Annotated in this window: 19 protein-coding genes; 3 read left to right on the top strand and 16 right to left on the bottom strand. The window is 43.2% G+C overall.

Translation table 11 applies throughout. The features are described 5' to 3' along the window. Nucleotides 1–11: 11 nt before the first annotated feature. The 15 genes from F566_RS35380 to pilL2 are packed head-to-tail and all read right to left on the bottom strand — an operon-like array spanning nt 12 to nt 11,301. Nucleotides 12–1,505, bottom strand: coding sequence for a TIGR03752 family integrating conjugative element protein (locus tag F566_RS35380; RefSeq protein WP_020406865.1), 1,494 nt, complete (start codon nt 1,503–1,505; stop codon nt 12–14). Beyond that, nucleotides 1,495–2,304: a DUF3438 family protein gene (locus tag F566_RS0110065; protein WP_020406864.1), complete on the bottom strand. Its 810-nt coding sequence runs from the start codon at nt 2,302–2,304 to the stop codon at nt 1,495–1,497. Before F566_RS0110065 ends, F566_RS35380 begins: the two co-directional genes overlap by 11 nt. Continuing rightward, nucleotides 2,304–2,927 (bottom strand): PFL_4703 family integrating conjugative element protein, encoded by a 624-nt coding sequence (locus F566_RS32510; RefSeq protein ID WP_020406863.1) that lies wholly within the window; start codon nt 2,925–2,927, stop codon nt 2,304–2,306. The genes F566_RS0110065 and F566_RS32510 overlap by 1 nt, the downstream gene beginning before the upstream one ends. After that, nucleotides 2,920–3,312 (bottom strand): DUF3487 family protein, encoded by a 393-nt coding sequence (locus F566_RS0110055; protein ID WP_020406862.1) that lies wholly within the window; start codon nt 3,310–3,312, stop codon nt 2,920–2,922. The genes F566_RS32510 and F566_RS0110055 overlap by 8 nt, the downstream gene beginning before the upstream one ends. Before the next feature lie 15 nt (nt 3,313–3,327). After that, complete coding sequence (locus F566_RS0110050) at nt 3,328–3,780, bottom strand: DUF2976 domain-containing protein (RefSeq protein WP_020406861.1); 453 nt, start codon at nt 3,778–3,780, stop codon at nt 3,328–3,330. 24 nt (nt 3,781–3,804) lie between these two features. Continuing rightward, a complete protein-coding gene (locus F566_RS0110045) occupies nt 3,805–4,035 on the bottom strand; it encodes a DUF3262 family protein (RefSeq protein ID WP_020406860.1) in 231 nt (76 codons plus the stop codon). Next, nucleotides 4,028–4,354 (bottom strand): RAQPRD family integrative conjugative element protein, encoded by a 327-nt coding sequence (locus tag F566_RS0110040; RefSeq protein ID WP_020406859.1) that lies wholly within the window; start codon nt 4,352–4,354, stop codon nt 4,028–4,030. Before F566_RS0110040 ends, F566_RS0110045 begins: the two co-directional genes overlap by 8 nt. Next, complete coding sequence (locus tag F566_RS32505; protein ID WP_020406858.1) at nt 4,351–5,082, bottom strand: TIGR03747 family integrating conjugative element membrane protein; 732 nt, start codon at nt 5,080–5,082, stop codon at nt 4,351–4,353. Before F566_RS32505 ends, F566_RS0110040 begins: the two co-directional genes overlap by 4 nt. Further along, entirely contained in the window at nt 5,075–7,183 is a 2,109-nt protein-coding gene (traD, locus tag F566_RS0110030; RefSeq protein ID WP_020406857.1) for a type IV conjugative transfer system coupling protein TraD, read from the bottom strand. The genes F566_RS32505 and traD overlap by 8 nt, the downstream gene beginning before the upstream one ends. A 9-nt stretch (nt 7,184–7,192) precedes the next feature. Further along, nucleotides 7,193–7,720: a PFL_4695 family integrating conjugative element protein gene (locus F566_RS35375; protein WP_020406856.1), complete on the bottom strand. Its 528-nt coding sequence runs from the start codon at nt 7,718–7,720 to the stop codon at nt 7,193–7,195. Continuing rightward, nucleotides 7,717–8,247: a transglycosylase SLT domain-containing protein gene (locus F566_RS0110020; protein WP_020406855.1), complete on the bottom strand. Its 531-nt coding sequence runs from the start codon at nt 8,245–8,247 to the stop codon at nt 7,717–7,719. The genes F566_RS35375 and F566_RS0110020 overlap by 4 nt, the downstream gene beginning before the upstream one ends. 22 nt (nt 8,248–8,269) lie before the next feature. Next, nucleotides 8,270–9,028, bottom strand: coding sequence for a hypothetical protein (locus F566_RS0110015; protein ID WP_020406854.1), 759 nt, complete (start codon nt 9,026–9,028; stop codon nt 8,270–8,272). 6 nt (nt 9,029–9,034) lie between these two features. Next, nucleotides 9,035–9,718 (bottom strand): hypothetical protein, encoded by a 684-nt coding sequence (locus tag F566_RS0110010; protein ID WP_020406853.1) that lies wholly within the window; start codon nt 9,716–9,718, stop codon nt 9,035–9,037. A gap of 6 nt (nt 9,719–9,724) precedes the next feature. Next, on the bottom strand, nt 9,725–10,828 hold the full coding sequence (locus F566_RS0110005; protein ID WP_020406852.1) for a hypothetical protein: 1,104 nt from the start codon (nt 10,826–10,828) through the stop codon (nt 9,725–9,727). After that, a complete protein-coding gene (gene pilL2, locus F566_RS35370; RefSeq protein ID WP_020406851.1) occupies nt 10,825–11,301 on the bottom strand; it encodes a PFGI-1 class ICE element type IV pilus protein PilL2 in 477 nt (158 codons plus the stop codon). Before pilL2 ends, F566_RS0110005 begins: the two co-directional genes overlap by 4 nt. 258 nt (nt 11,302–11,559) lie before the next feature. On the opposite strand from pilL2, the gene mobH reads away from it, so the two are divergent. Next, nucleotides 11,560–13,413 carry a MobH family relaxase gene (gene mobH, locus F566_RS0109995; RefSeq protein WP_033416063.1) on the top strand — a complete coding sequence of 618 codons (1,854 nt, stop codon included), beginning with the start codon at nt 11,560–11,562 and terminating at the stop codon, nt 13,411–13,413. Nucleotides 13,414–13,451: 38 nt separating this feature from the next. Here the strand turns inward: mobH and F566_RS0109990 are convergent, their stop codons facing one another. Further along, nucleotides 13,452–14,882 carry a replication initiation protein gene (locus tag F566_RS0109990; protein WP_020406849.1) on the bottom strand — a complete coding sequence of 477 codons (1,431 nt, stop codon included), beginning with the start codon at nt 14,880–14,882 and terminating at the stop codon, nt 13,452–13,454. Nucleotides 14,883–15,830: 948 nt separating this feature from the next. Here F566_RS0109990 and F566_RS32490 point away from each other — a divergent pair. Together F566_RS32490 and F566_RS0109975 are read left to right on the top strand one after the other, a co-directional pair. Next, on the top strand, nt 15,831–16,703 hold the full coding sequence (locus F566_RS32490) for a ParA family protein (protein ID WP_020406847.1): 873 nt from the start codon (nt 15,831–15,833) through the stop codon (nt 16,701–16,703). A gap of 58 nt (nt 16,704–16,761) precedes the next feature. Beyond that, on the top strand, nt 16,762–18,306 hold the full coding sequence (locus tag F566_RS0109975; protein WP_020406846.1) for a ParB family protein: 1,545 nt from the start codon (nt 16,762–16,764) through the stop codon (nt 18,304–18,306). Nucleotide 18,307: the final 1 nt, after the last annotated feature.

The raw sequence follows: 18,307 nt of genomic DNA, 5'->3' as shown, positions 1-18,307 counted from the left end.
ACCCTGCTGCACTAATCAATGTACTGACCAGGAATAGATGTCTTGGCAATTGAGTCATAATGAATCAGTCTCCGGCCATTGGTTTCATAATCAATTTCTATTTGCTGTTCAACATGGATCGTCACATCCTGGCCTGTTTGAAGATAAACCAGATCAATCGCATCAACTTGGCGTTCTTCCAGCCATTTGGCCAACTCACCCAGGGAAGCTGACAAAGTTTCGCCGGCAAGAAACTTGGTTGAATCTCCATCGACAATAGTCGTAATCAGGCCTTTTTCGACATTGTTTATCGTTGTTTTATTCGTCTCTGCCGCAGCCTTTGATAAAGCACTTGAACCGCCAACCAAGACTCTGTTGCCGATATACTCATGAGCATTATCAATTAGGATACCTGGCAAACAAGGTTGGCCCCATTTGTCTGATATATAGCCAAGACCTACCTCTTTATCTTTCGCAGTTACAGTTCGAATAGTTCCGTCAGCAAAAGTAAAGGTCACTTTGTCAACAATGCCTTTTGCACAACTCAACTCCCTATTCCCTATTACTACTCCAGACCAAACTATATCTCGCACGTTCGGAAGGAAATAACCGTTTGTAGCAATATTATTTCCACCTGTAATCACCTTGAACCGAAACGGATCTTTTACCTTGCCTTTTTTGGGGACTATTCCTATTAAGGAAGTCATAGTAGTGTTAGAAAACAGGGTGCCATTCGCCGGAATGGTGTAATAAGGTTTATTCTCTTCTGCTTTGTGCTTCGTTTTTTCGTGACCATTTGGTGATTCAGGCTCATCGAAATTGACTTTTCTAAGTCCACTGCCTTTACCTTTCTGTTCCTGCTGCTCTAAAGGAACTCCCTCATAGTCAAATAATCCACCATGACTTGGCTTTAGAGTAACCCTTTCGCCTTCCTTTTTATTTTGAATCAGCCTGCGAATAGCCTCAGATTCAAATTCATTGCCTGAACTGGAAGTTCCCTTTTCAGAAATACCTGATGAGGGTTTCGGCAAATCATCGAAACCCAATCCATTAGGCATATCTGTTGCCAATACATTGCCCTTTTCATCAAGAACAATCTGCTTAGCAGGGGCATTTTTAATCTTGCCGTCAATCTGAGTCATGACTTGATTCTTAAATGCTTCAAACTGCTTCTGCATTAGATCAATGCCCTGATTAGTTTCCTTCTGAACTTTCCCAGTGAGATCATTCATTAGTGTTTGACTCATCGATTCGTCGATGGTCTTCATACGATCTTCTAAGGTTTCTTGCCTTGCAGCGACTGTTTGAATTGTTTCTAAATAGTTACTTTGTTCAGCTTCTGCTATTTCCTTAACATCATAGGTCAGGTCTTCAGGTTTACTGGGTTGGGTATCTAACACAGTCGAAACGGGGGGCGCAGAGTCGGGGTCATCCTTCCTTTCGCCCTTACTTGCATAGCCAGCAATCATATAGGCACATAAAAGGAAAAGTGCCAAAACGACAACTGGTACAAATTTATTGGCCATTGACTGCCTCCTGGAAGGAGCGATTTGAGACTAGTAAAACCACCATGGTATCAGAGGGCGTTCCTGCCGGGGCTACACCAGGAAATAACGGGCTAGATCCAATAAAATCACCAATGATCAATGTTGGATCAAACTCGACTTCATAGCTCATTTTGTTTACCAGCTTAACTGATGTCACATAGAAACTATGAGGTGGAGGAGCTTTATACTGTTTAAGCGGGAAGGCTAGCAGCTCGCCAGATAGATACAGTTGAATTGATTCGCCGGACACAGGTACAGAGGTGACTCCGGGAAGATTTCCAACTAAGCGCCGCGGCACCTGCTTCAGGGTATCTTGAGCGGCAAGCCTCATAATATCCACATAATGGTAACCTTGCTCTGGCGCTCCAATAATTGCCTGGTTTCCATCTGCAATTGGGTTGGGATATCGAGTATCAATTATAGTCACAGGATGAGTAGGCCCCCCTTTCTCTATCGCCATAATGTCCAATAGATAGGTGTACCCAGAAGCTGTTGTTACTGCCACTCGTTCTGCTTCAAAAGGCGAATTAGCCCGCCAGAAAACAACACCATCCCCCAGTACCTCGATGGAAGAGCGATTCACTAGTCGCTTTGTCAAATTGACTTCAACCATTTCAGGGAATTTTATTACCCGCTCGTGCCCAACAGGAATGACGATCTGAATGGCAGTATTTTTCCAAACGATTTTTTCGACCTCACTTTCTTGAAAAGCCAATGCACTTCGAGAAAAAAACAAGGCAGCCAGTAGAAATGTCGTAACAAGCATCTTAGCGTTCATTAACCACCACCTTTTTTTGAGAGCTGAATAGGAGGAGTCACGTACCCTGCTAGAGCTAACTGCCATGGGTTTGCCTCACGAGCTACCTCATACCGAACGACCTTCATTGGATATCTGATATAGACGTCTTTTACTGGTGAGCCTTTTATGTATTCCTTGACCTGAAAATCCAGAAAGACCACCCAACTATTTGGCCCTAACACCTTGACCGATTTGCTTTCAAAAGAGCTCCCTGGTATTGGGTGCAACTCTCTTCTCCTATACAGCAAATCTGCTTTTCGGCTTTCTGCATCATCTGTAATAAACTGCTGATATTGCGGCGTAAGGAAAGCACGGAACTTCTTCCGATTGTCCATGTAATCCTGAGCTCCATTTGTCTCCCAGTTTTGTAGATGCTGGAAAATGTAGTGGGAGAACGAATATATATTCTCAGGAGGAATCTCACCTATCTTGGAAATTGCCCCACTTCTCAGGTCAGGTGGATAGTGGAGATCTATGTCTTTTGGCGCATCTTTCCACCCCCAAAGACAAATTGTTAATAGAATGAATAGCCCGACTATAATTCTGTCTCTGTATCGAATATCCCGGGCTAAATTATCGGTTTTGGATTTATAGTCACCCATTTCGTTCTATACCCCATGTACCAACGTGATCCTCAAATTGATTTGCCTTACCCAGAAACTTTAAATACTTCTGAAAACGTAGATACATCACGATTTGAAAGTAGCCCTCGGGCCGATTCAATTTAGCAAGCTGCAATCTTTTCAGAGCGATAACAGTGGTAATGAAGAGCATCACGATGCTCATTGGAAGTGTCGCCATGACAATAATTCCGGCCCCGACCAAATATGCAATCGTTGAAAACAAAATTCCCAGAAATACAAACCAAAAACATCCAGAAACGACTACCACTGTCATAATTTCACCACCTGTCGCGCCAAGAAAGATTTCTTGTTCGTAGTCAAGCAAATTTGCCAATGGTTCATCATTCTCAGTAATGCTCTCCATCCCACCAGATCCTTATTAACTCAGGGGTGAAAACTCACTCAGATAGGTGTAGCCAAGAATGCACAAAGCATCTGCAATGACCACCACAAATACACCAATCGCGGCGACTTTTGCGAATTCACTCCATCCGTCTTTTTGCGACCGTGCTTCTGAAAATGCACCATAGACGTGAGCACCGGTACCAAATGTTGCGACAGCCCCTATCACTACACACAGTACCTGCAGGCCAATGAAGAATAATTTCGTTCCAAACCCGATTGGATCATCGGAATCAATTCCATCAGGAACGATATCGGAAGCATCTGGCAGGTCGGCCAACGATACAGGCGATACAACTGAGAAAAGTGCTGCCATGGCCACCCAGGAGCGTAGAAGCAAATGACTGCCAGCTTTTTGGACTGCCGTAGCTGTTGAAAAAGTTGCCGTGAAGAGCTTTAAGCTCAGAAGTTGATTTTTGAGGTTGTTCACTGTCCTTCCTCCAAAAAATTACTCTTAAAATAAAATGAATACAATTCCAATTACTGCTAAACAAATTGAAAAAATGATGTTTGAACATAGTGCAACAATATTGATGTCTTCCTTCTTTTCCTCCCTCATATTTTTAAATGAAACCCAGACATTCCAAGCAGCCCAAACAACAAGAAAAGCTGCTAAGAAAGTGCCTAAACCAACCTGAGATGCTTCCAAGCTGAATCCAGCTCCTGCTTCAAATTCTTCATTCACCCCAAGCCTCCTTATTCGAATAATCACCGTTGATGCTGATTTGCTCGCGGACGCCAAGGTTGGAATTTCTCAACTGGTTATCCAGCCCGGTTTGTATTGCAGACAAATCAGCCTCCAGCTGCCTGTAATTCAATAGCTTAAACCCCTCGCTCCGGAGCTTCTGCACTTGGAGTTTTAGGTAATGCACTTGATTTGTAATGAGAGCTAATTTTTCCAGGTGGATCGATTTATCACGCTCTTCGCCATACATTTGTTCTGTATGTGCCAAGCCAGAAGTAACCAGAAAAACGCAAATGAAAAATACTTTTATCAGTTTCATAGATGCTTCTTGAATGTCGTTGCAGTTAGATAAATAGCCAACGCACTAAAGCTTGCAGCGGGTACGAATACAAAATTCGGGTGTAAACTGACTGGAAGCCCCAGATAGACTGCGATAGCGAGTGATACACATGGAAATATTACTGGTTTGATTTTGTGATAGATAAATGCCGACTCGTTCCCACCGCCAAACTTACGGAGATCGCGCTGAACTAAGCCGTCAACCAAAGCCCCTACGCCAGAAAGAAGAAAAACGGGGAGGCTGAATAAAACAACAACCAATTTGATGAAGAACAGTTTTGTAATGGTCAGGCTGGCGATGACATAATCCCTTATCGACCAATAGAGCACTTTAAAATTGTCCATAAGTGAGCTTTGACCATTCAATGGGGATTCTAATTTTTCCAATAATTGGATAAGTCCTATACCTTCATATAATTCATTCACCTGTTGGCTAACCTTATCTCCAACATGTAATGGCGAGAGACCATAAAGCGTTTCTTGGCCGTTATCCGCCAAGTAGCTCATTTCAAGTTCCAGCATCTCCTTGCTGTGATTAACGCCTTGGTCGCTCCAAATAAAAGTCATTCCGACAAGCTCAATTACTATTGAAGTTAATAACGAGATAAATAGTACACTGAACAAAATCGATGGCAGCCCAAGTAAAGTTTGAATCGCTGAAGCTTTACTTTTTTCAGGAACTTTCACTTGTTGAACCGGTTTAGACATGGCTTTGCTCCCAAGATGGAGTAAATTTGTACCAATCCCTTGAACAAGAGTGATACTTGGCCGCCATGTCTTCAGTAAGATCAACGATGTTCTGCGGGATGTTTACAAAATCACTCTTATCGGGCAGAGGTAATCGCGATTTCCATAACTTTCCTCCTTCAGACTGAATGAAACAGTGACCTTTCGGTAACGAGTAAATATCATTTACGTGAATCAAATCGAACAATTGAGATGATGCCCGATCTTCAGTACGAGAAGTAAAGTCCACACTGGAAGAGGGATCGGATGAATCCGAGGCGGCCGAGACAGTTGTTAAGAGGTCTATTGGTACTTGCTTTAACGACTCGGTTAGGAGTTTTGCTGTTTTTGGTTCAATTACACGAAAATAGACACTGGTATTGAAGTTACCGCCAATTTGACCAGCCTTTGCCTCGCTATTTACTCTTGCCTCGACATCACTCCAGGTTTGCGTGTACGCGGTGACCTGGATTCCGCTCCCGCCAGCCTTGTTAAGCAAGGGAATAAACTCATCGCCGATTAACTCATTAAACTCATCAGCATGAACGTTTATTTTTGACTGCGTGACCCCAGCATCAGGCAGGCCTGCATAAGCTCCCTGCTTATATAGGCGACCAGACCTGGCTGTAAGGTCTGCAAACATGGAATTGCCAACTGCGGATGCAACTTCTGGGTCTGAAAGGGCGTCAAGGCCGACATAGACGATTCCGCCGGTTGCAATTATCTCTTGCCAGTTAAAGATGGGACGTGGGTCATCGAGATCCAGATAATCGGGGCTAATTAGCTCTGAACATTTACCTGTGCAAAGCTTTTCCATAAGAGGGAGAAGTGAAGCGACCAGGTTATCAAAATGCTTTTTATCGTACTCAAAGGTCTTGATCAAAGAGTGTGCTACGTTATCTTTTAGACCAAGCTCTTTATATAATCTGGCAGCAGCCAACGCTCTGTCTGTACGGTCCTCATTATTACGAGTGCGCTTAAATCCAGAGTCATGACTTCGGTAACTCTTTTCATACTCATCAAGCTGGACTTTCCAATCTTTCGGTACCTCGCCTTTCTGTAGCCCTCTTGTCATCAAGAACTCAACGTACTCAACAACCAGGGGATCAATGTCTTCTCCGTAATATTTAATTTGTTCGTAATCGATTTTTTTGCCAAGAGCATTTAGGCACTTGGAGATGACATTAACGTACCTCCAAACAAACTCACGGAACGCTTGTGAGGGCCCTTCTCCAGGCATTTGCCCAGCAACTCTTGCAGCAACTTCAGTAACTCGTAAATAATCCGAAACCGGATTATATCGTGCCGATATGTTGGGATATCCGAGATGGAAGAAATAGAGCTTGTCCAGCCGGCCAGCCGCTCTTGCTTCAACATACATCCTCTTAAATAAGTCTGGATCGCCCTTAGGATCAATGACGATGACCACTTCGCCCCTTCGGATGTCCTGAGCAATTAGTAATTCAGCCAGTCTGGTTTTTCCAACCCGAGTAGTTCCCAAAACTCTCGTGTGCCCAGGCCTTACGCCTAAATCAATTTCAATTTTGTACTCACCCTCAAGAAGGCCAACAGCATGTATTGCAGGCTGCCCTTCACTTGCCGGGAGAGGTTTCAAAGGATTCCAAAAGATTTGAGAAGCAAGGGCTCTAGATAGGAACTCGAACCGTGTAGCATCGAAATAACGCTCAATCCGCCTGGCTATTCGATATGACCAGGACTGCCTCAAGTATTTGGATCCAGATTTCAAGCTCAGATCAAATAGTCGTTGTGTATGTCGTTGATCCCATGGAAAACCAATTCCCATGTATAGAGTGCGCTTGCTAACTGGAAGGTCAGCGGAGGACATGACCGGAATTTTCAACTTTAGTAGGCCTTTCTGATAACGATAGATCCGCCATCCCTGGGCAAATCTTATGTATGCCCGGCCAGTTAGTATGCAAAAGGCAAGTATTGAAACATCAGGTGTGAAAAAGAATAGCCATTGCCCCAACAGCGCAAGGATTGCCAATAGCGACAAGCAAGCCACGGAATAGAATTCCACGACTGGTCTAAGCAAGCTTTCAATTGGGTATTGATTAGCCATCTATCTGTATCAGTATTGAACGATTTGTCTTTGAGTGATTAGCACTGGGTAGTGCTGCAAATCGAACATCTCGACAAGAACGCTTCCTTTAACAGGGATGACCTGAAGTCCGTCTGTGTGTGCTTTTACTCGTTTCAAATCATCGACAGTTTCAGCTTCAACCAACCAACAAAAAGCGTTAATGGTTTTTAGATAGTCCAACTGTATTTGGACCCACTTCAAACTATTGAGATCTGATCCAATGACACATATGGGACGACTTACATTGGAGAAGTACCCTTCTCTTGGCTCTACTTCACCAAATGTAAGCTCAGGTGTGTGAACAGGCAGATATGATCCAAGCATATTTTTTAAGTTTATTGCCAATTGTGCGTACTGCTGATCCATATTTTCCTTTGATCTTTTTTTTCTAAAAAATGCGCCGTCATAATGTTTGAGAGAATGTGTATTCTCTGTGTTTGAATGCAGAATTTTGGGTTCTGAAAATGCAGGACCAGTAATCATTGCCATCAAAAAAATGAGTGTGAGTTTTTTCATTTTGAAGCCTCTAAAAATGCTCTCAGGTTTGATCTAACCCTAGCTTTATACTCCTCAGCAGGAAGTGGTTTGTTTGGGCTGTAATAGGCACCGACAGCGGCCTCATAGCTCCCCCTGTTTTTGTAAAAGAATTGAAGCACCTGAATTCCAACATCTATGTTCTTTTTTGGATCTAAAGCTTCCCAGGGTGAGGAGAAATATGAATGGTTATACTTCCAATAAACCTGCATCAAACCTATGGCAATATTTTCATTACCTTTCTCCAGTTCTGCTTGGAGCTTGTTGAACGCAGCTTCTCTTGAACTGAAGTAATATGGCCTCTCGGAAACATTAAGTGTCCAAGGCCATGGAATGCGTTTACCAGCAACGGGGCGACCGCTTTCAGTTAATGCAATGGCATAAATCAGATGCGGGCTAACGCCATGCTTCACCGCCGCTTCCCAATAGAGAAACGGAACCTGGTCTCCAAGGGCCTTAAATGGCAGCAAAGTCCATATGATGAAAAAGAGAGTCGAGCGATAATTCATACCAGGGATCGATGCCTATTATTTAAAACTGAAGCGGTACAGCTTCGTTGCCTCTGACGTTAAATAGTTTTGTTTGAATCTCATCGAGACCAAAAACCTTAGACTCACCATTATCGTAATTGAGCGTTATCGCTCCTTTTTCTACATCTTCCGGATCGATCTTGGCCGCTTTTGCCCAAGCTTGGATTTGCTTATCCGTAGTGGCCTGCATGAAATACACCTCCAGAGCCACGGCCGTTTTCAAAGAAATCTGTCTGGCAGTCTCAAACTTCGAAATGCTTTCTTGATCGCTAGAATTTACAAACATAACCAACGTATCACCTAGCTTCGGAAGGTTTGATGCTTGTGATTTCTGATTGTCTGGGAGGTTGTAGGTTTGTGCTATTTGCCTATAGTCAATAAATGGAATCCCGGCAAAAATCTCCCTTCCAACACGGTCATGAACTGCCTCAAAGGCTTTAAAGCCATCCATTCTCTTCTTGTCCTGGAGTATCAATAACCGTGCATATCGCTCTCTATCTGTCACGTTATCCGCATAGATACCCAGAACAAAAACTGGCGGCAGATTGGCAAATTGGTACTTTGCATCGGTCTCCATTAATACCTGGTATCTGCTCCACTCTTTCTCGCTTAACCCCCAGTGGATCCGTTCAGCTTCAGAATGCTCAATGGCAAAAGTATCAGTCGCAGTTTTTGATATCTCTGTTTGTTGAATATCAACAGCCAAAGTTAGACCAGGCATCAGTATTAGGGGGATAGCAATTAGGCACTTAAGGTTCATAGTCGCCTACTCCGTCAATCTCTGTTTAATTACTGGAGTCACACCGGTCAAAGACGCCAGGTTCTTTTGACGACGTTGCGCGTGAGGGAGATCAAAGTAGGCCCCGACATAGATAAAAAAATTGCCTGAATTCCCTCCCTTCCACTTATCACTTTCAGAGAGCCGCTCCAAGGTGTCCCAAAGTTCCTCACGTGGTGGTTTTATTGGAAACTTGTAAACCACCGTGAAGTTGTACCCGGGAAGCTCTTTTTGATCTGAAGGGGTGGCATTGTTCTTTAGATCAGTTACCTGGTCTGTACTGAATTCTGACGGCTCGACTCGGGCATTCTTAGAACTGGTTGTATACGCGGCTTTAACTACGGGTTGAACCGCTGCAGAAGCTTTTACAACAGGAGATGCGTACTGAAGGCTTCTGATAATTCGCCTGCCATCACTACTTGCTACAACTGATGCAGGTTTCGAAGACGAATAATCTAACGACCTTACTAATGGGCCACAATAATATGTTCTATCCCGCCAGGAAACTGCCAGGTTCCGTTTTGTTCTTTTACATACCGCCGGTACAACCTCTTTAACGAGCGGTTCTTGTGACATTGTAGGTGCAGCTACCAAATCCTTTGATTCCTTTGGAGCTTGATTAATGACACAACCAGATAATAAAAGGATGACTGGAAATATTGCTTGCCTCATTTCCCCTCACCCCGCTATATCAATGGGGATGAATTTGCAGAAGGGCTTACCATCTTGGTCAATGCACCCGGTAACGCCACGAGTTGTAGATATATCAATGGTCCAATTCTGGATAATGTCGCCATTTCTGAGGTACTGTTTCTGACCGTTGAGCATCACAGCTGCACTATAATCTCCGCCCCAAATATCTACAGAGAGAACTTTGAAAGGAGGGGTCAATTTTACTTTGGTCTGCTGAGTTTCCAGCAGGTTTCTGAGCGCTAGTAATTTATTGCGAAAGCTCTGGTTTTCTTTGGTCAGGGTTTCTATTCTGGCGTTGAGTTCAGCCATAACAGCCGTACCCGCAGCTTTTTGTAGGATGGCAATTTTTTGCTCTATCTCTGTTGAGCGTGCAGCCAATCCGCTAGTAGTTTCATCTAGAGATGAAATGCGACTCTCAAAATCATTTAGATTTGAGCCTAATTTTGTTAAATCAAGTTTGACAGTGCTCCCTGCAACATTGGATCTAGAGACCTTTAGGTTATCAGGCGGCTCCTGAGCAGATGCAGGAACAAATTCATTGTCTGGCTCAACAACTTCAGGTTCATTCTTGTGCCGATTGTCTTTGAATGTTGCCACCGCCTTAGGGCCGTCTTCGACTGCCGCAATTTCAGGTCTATCTCCATCGATAGCGCCCTTTAGCCATGTAAAAAGTACCGCAACAACCACAATCAAGATAATTGCCAGAGCCGGCAAGCCAAATTTAATATAATTAGGGATAGGTGAATTTGGCACGTCCTCGTCTGGTATTGGCGCACGAAGGTCTTCCAAGTCTGGTAACGATCCTTCACTACTGCTAGGGTTTTCGTCTTGCTCTGCCAAATCATCCATTTCTTGGTCCGTGATCTGTTCCTCAGAGTCCTGGTGCAATGAAACCTCTTCTTGCTCTATAAAATCTTCCAGATCATCATCTGCGGGCTGTTGAGGCTCTTCATCGCCGTAAAATGTCTCATCCAGGAACGGAAGATCTTCATCCAGGAAGTCGTTCTCAGATTGCTCACTTTTTAGGGTTGTGACTGCCTTATCTGGGTCACTTAAGACATTTTTTTCAGTTTCTACCTGGTCGCTCATAATTCTTCGTCCTGTTCTTGCAGATCATTGAAGCTGCCTACATATCTATGTGATTCGTAAAGATGGTTTAACTCGAACGAAATAAGTCTGCGCACTGGATCCTCTACCAAAACCCATGCCTCAGAAGCCAAAACTCTCAAAATGGTTTCTATTGGTTGTTCGTGAAACTCTCTGTGGACTGCTGGCAATGGGCTAGCTAATAGAACCCGTAACATCGGATCAGAAGATTCTAGGCTCGCTAATCGATAGCCAGAACGAAGCAACAGGGTGTCTATGGCTTCGCCCACGGTTTTTATGGATTGGGGGAATTGAATTGTTGTGCGAACGGCAAGGAGTTCAATTTTTTGCTCTAGTGGCTCTACTGGGGCATAACGATTTTTAACGAAGTTCTGACCTGTCGATCCAACCTCTGCTTGTGTATACACCGACAAGGCGCTGCATAAAAACAACAGCACATACCCAATTACTTTCATCTGGCAGCTCCAAAAATGTAAGGTTCTGGGTAATTTAGTTCTATTGCGAGGCAATTTGGTGAAAGTAAAGAATTTCGCGTTAAAGCATTAAAAAACGGGAAGGGGCCTACCTAAAGGGAAGAAACGGTTAACGGAAAAGGTTTAATGGTAAAAAGGTTAAATTAAATGAAGTAACGGAAATGGGAAAAGGATTTTACTTTGGGCTTCTCTGTTGTTTTGGCGTATATCATACGCAGAAATTTTCAGTATAGGCTCAATATGATCAAGCTTTTTAGAAGAGCAAATTTGCGGCAATCCCAGACAGACAACCTCAGAATTGATGCAATCAATGAAAAAAAGATTCCTGTACTTGGGCCACACGCGATCTTTCAGTTGGTTGGGGCAGCAACAAGGTTGTCAGCGATACGGGCGTTAACCGGTATCAGTGACGCACATTATCAGCTCCTGTACCAACCAGCTATCGAAGCATTTGCCTCTCAGTGCCAGTTAGTACCAGCATCGGCTACACATCACCATTGTGGTCTTGGAGGGTTAGTTATTCATACGCTCGAAGTGGTGGAGCTGGCCCTACGTATGAGAAGAGGAAAACAACTTCCGTTACAGGCCGATCCTGAGCAAATAGCAGACGAAGAGCATCAATGGACCTATGGTATTTTTGCTGCCGCATTACTTCATGATATGGGGAAAACTATCTCAAGCACTTCCCTTAAACTTGACACAGGTGTTCTTTGGAACCCACTTCATCACCCCATTCAAGAAACCGGTGCATCGTCGTACAGCGTTCATTTCCACCGGCCGAACTATTCTTTGCAGCAAAGATCTTCCACTCTATTTACCACAAATATTCTTCCTGCTGCAGGCCTCCATTGGATTTCGAGCAACAGTGATTTGATGCATCAATTGATCAATTGGCTATACGGCCATGTTTATGAGTATGGGGTAATTGGGGACATTGTTCGGGAAGCCGATATGACAAGTGTTGCTCGAAACCTCGGAGCCTCTGGTAAACGCTTATCAAATGCTCCGTCCATACCATTGATAGAAAAGCTTATGACTGCACTTCGCCAGCTAATTGAAACAGACCAGCTTCGAGTAAACCGAAACGGGGCTGCAATATGGATCAAAGGTGAGTATGCCTACACAGTCTGCGGAGTGGTCGCAAAAAAAGTAATTACACAATGCAACGATATCGGGATTACCGACATCCCACACGACAATTCTCGACTTTTTGATACCTGGCAAGAGCATGGATACGCCCTGTCCACATCAAATGGAAATGCAATCTGGTTTGTAAAAGTTGCGAACAAAAGCCGGGATGAAACTGAAACATACAGCCACTTTCTGACTGTTCTAAAATTTGAGGTAAGAAAGTTGTTCCATCCAAGTCGCAGACCAATGGACTTCGATGGAACAATTGAGGAATTGGATGAAACAGAATTCAGAAGAGCACAATTGCTCCAAAACGAAGAGGCTATGGGGGTAGCTCATCAGGATGATTCAAATCCCATTACCGAAACCAATGAAGTTGTTCCAAATTCAGAAGAACAATCAACGAGAGTTGCCGCAAATTCCGACACAACTGCGAGTGAACCAATACCAGCCTCCACCGGAGACAATGAAGAGAAAGAGGACGTAACCAGCAAAGTGAACCCTCCTCCCCTACCCTCAATTTATGATGGGAACTTGTTAAACCACTTTCTATCGTGGATCAGGGAAAAATTACGTACCGGAAAAATGCTAGTCAATCAGAAGAGCGCAATGATTCATGTTGTCAAAGAGGGAACCTTACTTGTATCCCCAAGACTGTTCTCAAGGTACGTTGATGAATATCAACTTGACCAGACTCTTGATATAAAGGATGGGGAAAAAACAAGCCAGGAAGACTTAACGAAAAGAGCTTATACCATCGTTCAAAAACGACTCGAAAAATCAAGACTTAATATAAAAGCCGCTAACAGGATGAACATCCACATCTATGCAATTAACGGTCAGAATAAGAAGTCGAAGATTAAAGGATTTCTAGTCTCATCTGACCTGATATTCCCAGATGTTGATACACGGCCTCAGCCAAACGAAATTCTGGAAAATACTACCGGGATATACAGCAAGTAAGTAAAAAGTGTTGCAGGCTGCAACACTTTTTAAAGTGATCACAACAGAACGTAAGATTCATCAGGCTGACGCTTGATGTTAATCCCTTTCGTCTTAGCAAAAACGACCAAATCTTTTTTGGTTGCCGGGACTACCGCTTCTTTCATATGCCCCATGAAGGCAGCCCAGCATGCCTTATACTGTTTCAAGATGCTCAACTTGTCTATTATCGAGACTTCCGGATTGAGTAGCTCTTTTTTATGCTTCCTCAGTTTGTCATCAAACAGGGAGACATCCATCCAGTTTCCGAGCAGTACCTCAATAACTGGATCGTTTTCTCGATTATCTAAAAACGATTGAACGGCCTCTCTATTTTGTTCTTTCAGTTCAGCTTCCAACTCTTTAATGATTTGTTCCACACTTTTTTTGGCCTGAAGGTTCTCATTTGAACTATCGGCATCCTTGAGAGCCCGCTTTGGCACTTGACCCGATGCGGAAGGAGCGCTAACCCCCTCTTGCAAGAGCTTTTTAAAATAAGCACTTTTCGCTTTTATCTCTGTGCCTTTGCAACGTTGTTTGTAAACAGAAATAGCTGCCCTAACCTGCTCTTCAGGATACTGGTCAATGATTTTAGAGGCTGTAAACTTCTTGCACCTCAGCAAATCAGTGAGTTCCTCCGCAAGTCCTAATTCCTCGTCCAGGACTTCAGCATCTATGACTTCATACGAAACGGATCCATACTCCTGCTCAACAACCTTTCTTATACGTTCAGAGTTTTCCTCGTTCGGATTAATGAGAAATTTTAAACCGATAACCCGTTTACCAATTTTTCGTTCTTCAAAATCAACGCTAAGATCAGTCTCATTATTAATCTCAGAAACTACTGGAATTAGTACTCTCTTCTTAAAATCACCGTACTGAGAGTATTTAGCCTTCTTCCCGGTCAAAGGTATCCCTAACTTTTCCCGGAAATCTTCATATTCAAAATACCGGTACCCTATTTTTCGATATTGCTGCAGAAGCGTGTAGGTTTTAATTGAATACTTAACAGACAATCTATGCACATTTGCCAAATAGTATTTAGTGTAATGCCCTTTTTTAGCCAGTCCCTTGATATGCGGCAGGATATCGGGATGAAACCGAGTACTGATTAAGCCTTCATTGTGATGGTAAGTGCAGTGATAAAGGATGTTCACTCGCCGCTCCTTACCTTCATAGAAGATGGGTATGACCTTCGACTGGATCTTGTTCGTCATCTGCTTCAGTTTATGATGATTTTCAGAACCAATCCCAAAGGCCTTAAGTAGCTTCCTTACCTCAAAGAAATAATCCTTGTCTTCCGGATCATCTTCTCTGTGATCAGCTATTAGCTGGTCGAGAAACTTGTGCTCATTCGCGGTATAATCGTCATTTGCCTCAATCAGGTAATTACTCTTTTGAACAATAGGGCTGTTCAAGAAATCCAATCCATCAGCTTCGTTCGACGACATATATCCCCCAATGTCTTTTTAACAAAGACATATTTGCACGCCTGTCTTTTTAGTTCAAGCAAAGAATCACAGTAACCCACTCATTTATAAAGACATTCAATTTGTCTTATTTTAACGAGTGAAGGGAGTAAGGCATTCAATCTGTCTTTTTTGATTAGTGTGGAGCCATGATAAACACATTCAATTTGTCTTTTGAACAAAGATTCTTGGCTTGTGGCAAACATCCGGTTTGTCATAATTAAGGCAGAGAACAACATTCATTTTGTCTTTTTAGAATAGGATAGTCCTTAAAACTTAGGACATTCAGTTTGTCTTTTTTGGAATGTAGACCTTAAACCTGCATCAACATTCAATTTGTCTTTTTTAATATGCCGCACAAACTAGTGATGACCTTTCTAACCCTTATCGATGAAATCACTCAATAGGCGAAGCATTCGATTTGTCTTATTAGAAAACGCCGACAGGCATTCGATTTGTCTTAACTTGTTCAGGAACTCCGGACCGCCAGGCATGGCACAACATCTTGTGCTTCAGCATTCGATTTGTCGCAATAACAAAGATCCCATTCATAATGTCTTTCAAGACATTCGATTTGTCCTCACTCACATTCGAAATGTCTCCCATCACATTCCATTTGTCCTTCGCAACATTCAATCCGTCTTCTTTATGCTGAATTTTATGTTATATATCAGTTACTTACAGGACAGGAAAGCTATTAAATATGTAAATTATATAAATCTTTAAAGCTAGATTGCTTGGCATTCATTCTGTCTTTCTTAAGAAAAACGTTGCAGGCTGCAACACTTTTTTTGATGACAGATGTTTACCCCTATTGATTTTGTTTTTTATGTCGTGTAGTTATACCCGTGTTGCAGGGCTACGGACCAGTAGGGAGTGATCGCACTCCTCCGTGGCAAATTTTCACATTTGTTAATGGAGTTATACCTCATGGCTAGATCTTTCGGGATTATTGGCACGAAGGGCGGTACTACAAAGACGAGTACCGTTGCTAACCTGGGCGGCTTAATAGCTGACCTCGGACACAAAGTACTCGCAATTGACGGTGATGGCCAACAATCACTGAGTGCATATTTTCAAATTGCCGAACGCGCGCCACATGGTTTGCTTCACTTTATTACAAAGGCAAATCCTGAAGGCTGTATCTCAAAAACTAATATCAAAAACTTTGATGTTATTCTGAATGACGACCCAGATAATAAACTCCGGAACTGGTTTCAGCAGGCTGGCAGCCATTTTGAATACCTGAAATTTGGCCTTGCGCAAGTCGATAAGCTTTATGAATACGACTACATACTGATTGATACCAAAGGAGAAAGTGACGGCCCTTTCCAGGAATCTGTTATTCGGGCTGTTGATGAACTTATTGCACCAATAACCCCTGAGTTTATGGCTGCCAAGGAGTTTTCCAGAGGTACATTGAGAATGCTTAGCCGCCTGCGTGGCCCTGATAACATTGAGTTATTCAAGCTGCCACCCCTCAATGTCGTGATTTCCAGGTTAAAGTCAAACGTAGCGACTTCCCGCAGCATCGTTACTCAGTTACGGAAAATCGCCTTCCAACAGGAAGGTACGAAAGTTCGAATCCTGGACACCGTAATTTATGATAAAGAAGCCTACAATGTCGCTTGCGGCAAAAGGCTTCCAGTACACAGGATTGAGCCAAACCGCCCAAAAAGAAACTCTCCAACTCCTTCAGCATTAGAGCTACAACTTAGCCTTGTCAGAGAGCTGCTACCGCATCTTGAAGACGAGTGGCCGAGCTGGGAAGGAATGCCAGCGATAGAAGCTCAAACAGCTTAGTTGTTTGTGTTACGGGTAATTCCCGGAAAAGACTTTTATACGCATATGGAGATTTTTTATGAGTCGACGCAAATTCGATGAATCAGAGGCGGCTGCCATTCTTACTGATGATGTTGTATCTTTCAGTAATTCCGTTCAATTAGACGCAGAACCTGTTGACCTTGTTGAGGTTACTCTTGATGAAGTCATCCCCTCTCGTTTAAACCCTCGAAAAAAGGAAAATCCTTTATACGAGGAAATTAAAGAGTCCATTCGTAATAAGGGGCTAGATCATGTACCCAACATTACGAAAGAAGACCCTTCTGACCCTCAGTGGCAAATTGCTGATGGGGGCAACACTCGCTTAAAAATTCTAAATGAGTTGTACCGGGAATATCGTCAGTTGGCTAAAGAAACAGACGACATTCCAACGAAAATTGAGTACGAAGAGCGTGCTAAGAGTTACTATAAATTTAAAGCGCGACCAGTTCCCTGGACCGGACCAATTGGTGGAATTATTGGTCATATGGTCGAAAATGAGTTGCGTGGAGATACCGCATTTATTGAAAAGGCACTTGCCGCACAAGAACTACAAGTGCTTTTCGAACAAAAGTGCCGTGGTGATGAATGGGAGCAGTATAAAAAATTCGGCATTAAGAAACGTTTGGAAGAAGGACAATCTATTAGCGCAAGGAAACTAGCAGACTTGATCACTGCTGAAGGCTGGCCGATGCAGGCCCCCAATCTAACAAGATTTTTATATGCCGCAAACGAACTAATACACTTAATCCCTACAGCACTCTGGGAGGGAATTGGTCACGACTCAGTAATTAAACTGAGAAAACTTGGTGCTGATTTCAAAACGCTCCTGAAACACTACATTGGAGAGGAGCAGTGCAACGAAATTCATTCAGCTTTCTGGTCTGATGCACTTTCATCCCACGATGCTCCTGTATTGGACTGGAATGGAATTCAAAATCATTTAGTTACTCTACTGGCAGATTACGTGCATCAAGATTCTGATGTAATTGCTAGTGAGTTCCAATCCATCCTTGCAGGCGTATCAATCGACAATGATAAAAGTGTTGCAGGCTGCAACACTTCTGACTCGATCCCTGACGCCATTTCCAATGAACCTAGTATTGATGCTGCTAACTCTGCCGAAGGCAGCAACGACGATCAAACTGTTGCAGCCTGCAACACTTTTGAAACAACTAACGATGGGGATGCGGCAGAGTCGCCATCCCACCAGACATCAAAGTCTGACGCGCTTATTTTCCTAGTGAATTCAATTTTGGAACCTTGGGGACTAAGCCATTTAATCGTTCAGTGTGAGAGCGCATTAGGGATTCAAGTAACCCCCCCTGAGGATGCAACCTTTGAAGTCGGTGATCCTGTAGCCGCTGTTTGGTGGTCCTTATACACCATCATCAACAACGTGGATGATACCTTAACCGAAGCAGACGCTCTATCCGCCATAAAATCTACATTCGGCTCAGAGCTTTCTCTGTTTACTGTCTACAACGAGACGATCCGTCTCATGAGTCAAGACTCCAGATTAAAACAATTTTTAACCCAATTTAGGGAAGTTGAAGATCGGATTCTTGAGCTTTGTAACGAGTAAA

Source organism: Hahella ganghwensis DSM 17046, assembly GCF_000376785.1.
Classification (GTDB): domain Bacteria; phylum Pseudomonadota; class Gammaproteobacteria; order Pseudomonadales; family Oleiphilaceae; genus Hahella; species Hahella ganghwensis.
This window is presented reverse-complemented; position numbering and strand designations above follow the sequence as displayed.